Below are 5,027 nucleotides of genomic sequence, written 5' to 3'. Positions count from 1 at the left end.
AATAATTACGATTGGAGCATACAACTATGAAAATGACACAAATTGCGAAAACCAGTTTAGCACTATCACTTTTAACAACAGGCGTAAGTATAGTAACAACGCAATCAGCCAAAGCAGAAGTAGCATCAGCACTTAAAACAGAACAGACGCCAAAATCTAACATACAAAAAGCAACAACATCGCCTTCATCAAAAGCAGAAGCAACACAACAAACACCAAGCGTAACTACAACACCCCCACCAAATGTACAACCGCAATCGCCAACCACAAAACAAGCACAAAAGGAAATAAACCCTAAATATAAGGATTTAAGATCATATTATACGAAACCGAGTTTAGAATTCGAAAAGCAATTTGGCTTTATGTTGAAACCATGGACGACAGTTAGGTTTATGAATGTTATACCGGATTGGTTCATTTATAAAATAGCTTTAGTTGGAAAAGATGATATGAAATATAAAGATGGACCTTACGATAATATTGATGTATTTATCGTTTTAGAGGACAATAAATATCAATTAAAAAAATATTCTGTCGGGGGTATCACGAAGACAAATAGTAAAAAAGTTGATCATAAAGCAGAATTAAGCATTACTAAAAAAGATGAGGAAGGCAAAATCTCACGCGATGTTTCAGAATACAAGATTACAAAAGAAGAGATTTCCTTGAAAGAGCTTGATTTTAAATTGAGAAAGCAACTCATTGAACAACATAATCTGTACGGTAATATTGGTTCAGGAACAATTGTTATTAAAATGAAAAATGGTGGGAAGTACACGTTTGAATTACACAAAAAATTACAAGAACATCGCATGGCAGATGTTATTGATGGTACAAATATTGATAGAATTGAAGTGAATCTAAAATCATCGTGATGGATACTGCATAGAACCGTTGAACGATGAAATGAGAAGTTGAGTGACAACGATTTACATGTTGCTCAGCTTCTTTCGTGTTACGCAGTGGTATAAGAAGGCGAATATTTGATGTTGACCAAACACAACATGCTTATGTCCTATATGTGTCTAAAAATACCAATCTATCAAGCGTTGAAGTACAACAAAAGTCATTTTTATTTAACGAACATTATGGATTCTTTAATTTAATTAACGATGATTCAAATATAGTTAAACAAGGTTTAATGTGAATAGAGACATACGCCAACTATAATAAAGCTGTATGATTCAATAAACGTAATCGAACAAATCTAATAATTACGATTGGAGCATACAACTATGAAGATGACAGCAATTGCGAAAGCCAGTTTAGCTCTAAGTATTTTAGCAACTGGGGTTATAACATCTACGGCTCAAACTGTAGATGCGAGCGAACATGAATCAAAATATGAAAATGTGACAAAAGATATCTTTGACTTAAGAGATTACTATAGTGGCGCAAGTAAGGAACTTAAAAATGTTACTGGCTATCGTTATAGCAAAGGTGGCAAGCACTACCTTATCTTTGATAAAAATAGAAAGTTCACAAGAATACAAATTTTTGGTAAAGATATAGAAAGGATTAAAGCACGTAAAAATCCAGGTCTCGATATATTTGTAGTTAAAGAAGCGGAAAATCGCAACGGCACAGTGTATTCATATGGTGGTGTTACTAAGAAAAATAAAGGTGCTTATTATGATTACTTAAGCGCACCTAGATTCGTTATTAAAAAAGAAGTAGGTGCAGGTGTTTCTGTACATGTTAAAAGATACTACATTTATAAGGAAGAGATTTCGCTGAAAGAACTTGATTTTAAATTACGACAGTATTTAATTCAAGATTTTGATTTGTATAAAAAGTTTCCTAAAGCTAGCAAGATAAAAGTGACAATGAAAGATGGCGGCTATTATACGTTTGAACTCAATAAAAAGTTACAAACAAACCGAATGAGTGACGTCATAGATGGCAGAAATATTGATAAAATAGAAGCCAATATTAGATAATTCAACAAAACATGGATAATAGTAAAATATGGATAGTATAGATGAGCTAGGCAGCATAGGTTGCTTAGCTTCTTTTTTGAGTCATGATAATCGGAAGTGAAGTGGGTCGATGAAAGATGATAACGACAATAAAACTTGTGAAAATGGTTGATACCTATAGTTGCACGGTGTCGCATTGGTGACATGAAACAATGTGGAAAACATAATTAAATTGAAGGAAAGTGTGAATGGTGAAAAAAATAGCATAGTGTTATAAAAAATGATTAATACTGTTAGGATTCCATTAATTAGCTTAACGTTGGTTCAGGAATAGTTAAAATGGGGTTAATTCATAGCGCAGTATCCTGCATATATAATGATAGTAGATTGTTCGTATTACGTAATTGAATTAATCACATAAACATATATTAAGACAAAATTTATAAATAGATTGGGAGAATAATACTATGAAATTAAAAACGTTAGCTAAAGCAACATTAGCATTAGGTTTATTAACTACTGGTGTCATTACATCAGAAGGTCAAGCAGTAAAAGCGGCAGAAAAGCAAGAGAGAGTACAACATTTATATGATATTAAAGACTTACATCGATACTACTCAGCACCAAGTTTTGAATATAGTAATATTAGCGGGAAGGTTGAAAACTACAATGGTTCTAACGTTGTACGCTTTAACCAAAAAGATCAAAATCACCAATTATTCTTACTAGGAAAAGATAAAGATAAATATAAAGAAGGTCTTCAAGGTCAAAATGTCTTTGTGGTACAAGAATTAATTGATCCAAACGGCAGACTATCTACTGTTGGTGGTGTAACGAAGAGCAATAACAAAACTTCTGAAACTAAAACACAATTAGTTGTTAATAAAGTTGATGGCGGAAATTTAGATGCATCAATTGACTCATTTTTAATTCAAAAAGAAGAAATCTCATTAAAAGAACTTGATTTCAAAATTAGAAAACAATTAGTTGAAAATTACGGATTATATCAAGGTACATCTAAATACGGTAAAATCATTATCAATTTGAAAGACGAGAAAAGAGAAGTAATTGATTTAAGTGATAAATTGGAATTCGAGCGCATGGGCGATGTGTTGAATAGTAAAGACATTAGAGGTATAGCAGTCACTATTAACCAAATTTAAAGTAAGCAATCAATGACTTTAAAGTAATAAATTTTGAAGCAGCTTAACGATGAAACGTTGAATAAATATGTATATCCTATCAAAGGAGCGTATTTAAAGCAATGCCGTCGTTAGGCTGTTTTTTTACATTTGATAACACAAGTCACGAGTATACTAAATAAGTCATACCACTCATTAAAACCACGTGCTTTGAATATTAATTAGGTGTTCATTAACAATGATTCAAAGTTATTTAAACGCACGTTAATGTCAGTTTGTTTTGAAGCACTTTATAATAAAGGCAGATGTTTCAAATTACGTAATAAAAACAATCCAATACAATAGATTGGAGCACAGAAATATGAAATTAACAGTATTAGCTAAAGCAACATTAGCATTAGGAATATTAACTACAGGTGTGATGACAGCAGAAAGTCAAACTGTTCACGCGAAAGTAAAGTTGGATGAAACACAACGCCAATATTATATAAATATGCTAAAAGATTACTATTCTCAAGAAAGCTATGAATCAACAAACATTAGTGTTAAAAGTGAAGATTATTATGGGTCTAACGTTTTAAACTTTAACCAACGAAATAAAAATTTCAAAGTATTTCTAATTGGCGACGATAGAAATAAATATAAAGAACTGATGCATGGCCGTGATGTCTTTGCAGTACCTGAATTAATAGATACTAAAGGCGGCATATATACCGTTGGCGGTATAACAAAGAAAAATGTGAGATCCGTGTTTGGCTATGTAAGTCATCCAGGACTGCAAGTTAAAAAAGTTGATCCTAAAGATGGCTTTTCGATAAAAGAGTTGTTCTTTATTCAAAAGGAAGAAGTATCGTTGAAGGAACTTGATTTTAAAATAAGAAAAATGTTAGTCGAAAAATATAGATTGTATAAAGGCGCGTCAGATAAAGGTAGAATCGTTATTAATATGAAAGACGAAAAGAAGCATGAAATTGATTTAAGTGAAAAATTAAGTTTTGATCGTATGTTTGATGTAATAGATAGTAAGCAAATTAAAAATATTGAAGTGAATTTGAATTAATTAAGCATAATAGATTAAGAAGCGGCTTAACGACAAAATGTGCATTGACACCCGTGTCCTTATATAAGGAACCGTGTTAAATACATTACTGTTGTTAAGTTGTTTTTTGCATTTCAAAGTGCAGAACAGAGTATCAACATTTGTTGTAGTAAACAATGACTCAGCTAAACAACGACATGTAAAGCGTGAAAGGCATTGAATCTGAACATTAAAATATATTTGTTTTTCATTAATAATAATTCACGCATATTTAAATCGAGGTTAATTATCGCGTTAAATGATAGACGTTATAATAAGCCTATATGATTCAAATTACGTAATGAAAACAATCCAATATATTAAGATTGGAGTAAATAAATATGAAATTGACAGTATTAGCAAAAGCTACATTAGCATTAGGGATTTTAACAACAGGAACTTTAACAACAGAGGCCCATTCAGGTCATGCAAAACAAATTCATAAGTCAGTAAACAAACATGACAAAGAAGCATTACACCGATACTACAGTGGAAACTTTAAGGAAATGAAAAACATTAATGCTTTGAAACATGGTAAAAACAACTTACGTTTTAAATATAGAGGTATGAAGACTCAAGTATTATTGCCTGGAGATGAGTACCGTAAATATCAACAGCGAAGACATACGGGCTTAGATGTGTTTTTTGTTCAAGAAAGAAGAGACAAGCACGACATATCATATACTGTTGGTGGTGTAACAAAGACCAATAAAACATCCGGCTTTGTCAGCACACCAAGATTAAATGTTATAAAAGAAAATGGTGAAGATGCTTTTGTGAGAGGATACCCTTATGATATTAAAAAAGAAGAAATATCACTAAAAGAATTAGATTTTAAGTTGAGAAAGCATTTAATTGAATCGTCTACACTTAATTGGACAAATTCTA

5 protein-coding genes are annotated in these 5,027 nt (G+C 31.6%); all 5 read left to right on the top strand.

The features are described from left to right. The first annotated feature begins 26 nt into the window (after positions 1 to 26). Positions 27 to 875, top strand: a complete 849-nt coding sequence (locus HMPREF2658_RS08725) for a superantigen-like protein SSL4 (RefSeq protein ID WP_000784530.1) — start codon at positions 27 to 29, stop codon at positions 873 to 875. A 360-nt stretch (positions 876 to 1,235) separates the two neighbouring features. After that, a complete protein-coding gene (locus HMPREF2658_RS08720) occupies positions 1,236 to 1,940 on the top strand; it encodes a superantigen-like protein SSL5 (RefSeq protein ID WP_000784254.1) in 705 nt (234 codons plus the stop codon). Positions 1,941 to 2,386: 446 nt separating this feature from the next. After that, a complete protein-coding gene (locus HMPREF2658_RS08710) occupies positions 2,387 to 3,082 on the top strand; it encodes a superantigen-like protein SSL7 (protein ID WP_000769825.1) in 696 nt (231 codons plus the stop codon). 340 nt (positions 3,083 to 3,422) lie between these two features. Then, positions 3,423 to 4,121, top strand: coding sequence for a superantigen-like protein SSL9 (locus HMPREF2658_RS08705; protein ID WP_000779476.1), 699 nt, complete (start codon positions 3,423 to 3,425; stop codon positions 4,119 to 4,121). Between the two features lie 359 nt (positions 4,122 to 4,480). Further along, positions 4,481 to 5,027 (top strand): exotoxin beta-grasp domain-containing protein (locus HMPREF2658_RS08700; protein ID WP_070854350.1); only part of this gene is annotated, 547 nt, incomplete at its 3' end.

The organism is Staphylococcus sp. HMSC062H10, from assembly GCF_001836945.1.
Lineage (GTDB): Bacteria > Bacillota > Bacilli > Staphylococcales > Staphylococcaceae > Staphylococcus > Staphylococcus aureus.
Note: the sequence above shows the minus strand (reverse complement) of the source record. Positions and strands in the feature narration are given on the sequence as shown.

Bases quoted from the DNA above. Each gene is read 5' to 3' on its own strand.
- HMPREF2658_RS08720 (WP_000784254.1), top strand. From the start codon at position 1,236: ATGAAGATGACAGCAATTGCGAAAGCCAGTTTAGCTCTAAGTATTTTA.
- HMPREF2658_RS08725 (WP_000784530.1), top strand. From the start codon at position 27: ATGAAAATGACACAAATTGCGAAAACCAGTTTAGCACTATCACTTTTA.
- HMPREF2658_RS08710 (WP_000769825.1), top strand. From the start codon at position 2,387: ATGAAATTAAAAACGTTAGCTAAAGCAACATTAGCATTAGGTTTATTA.
- HMPREF2658_RS08705 (WP_000779476.1), top strand. From the start codon at position 3,423: ATGAAATTAACAGTATTAGCTAAAGCAACATTAGCATTAGGAATATTA.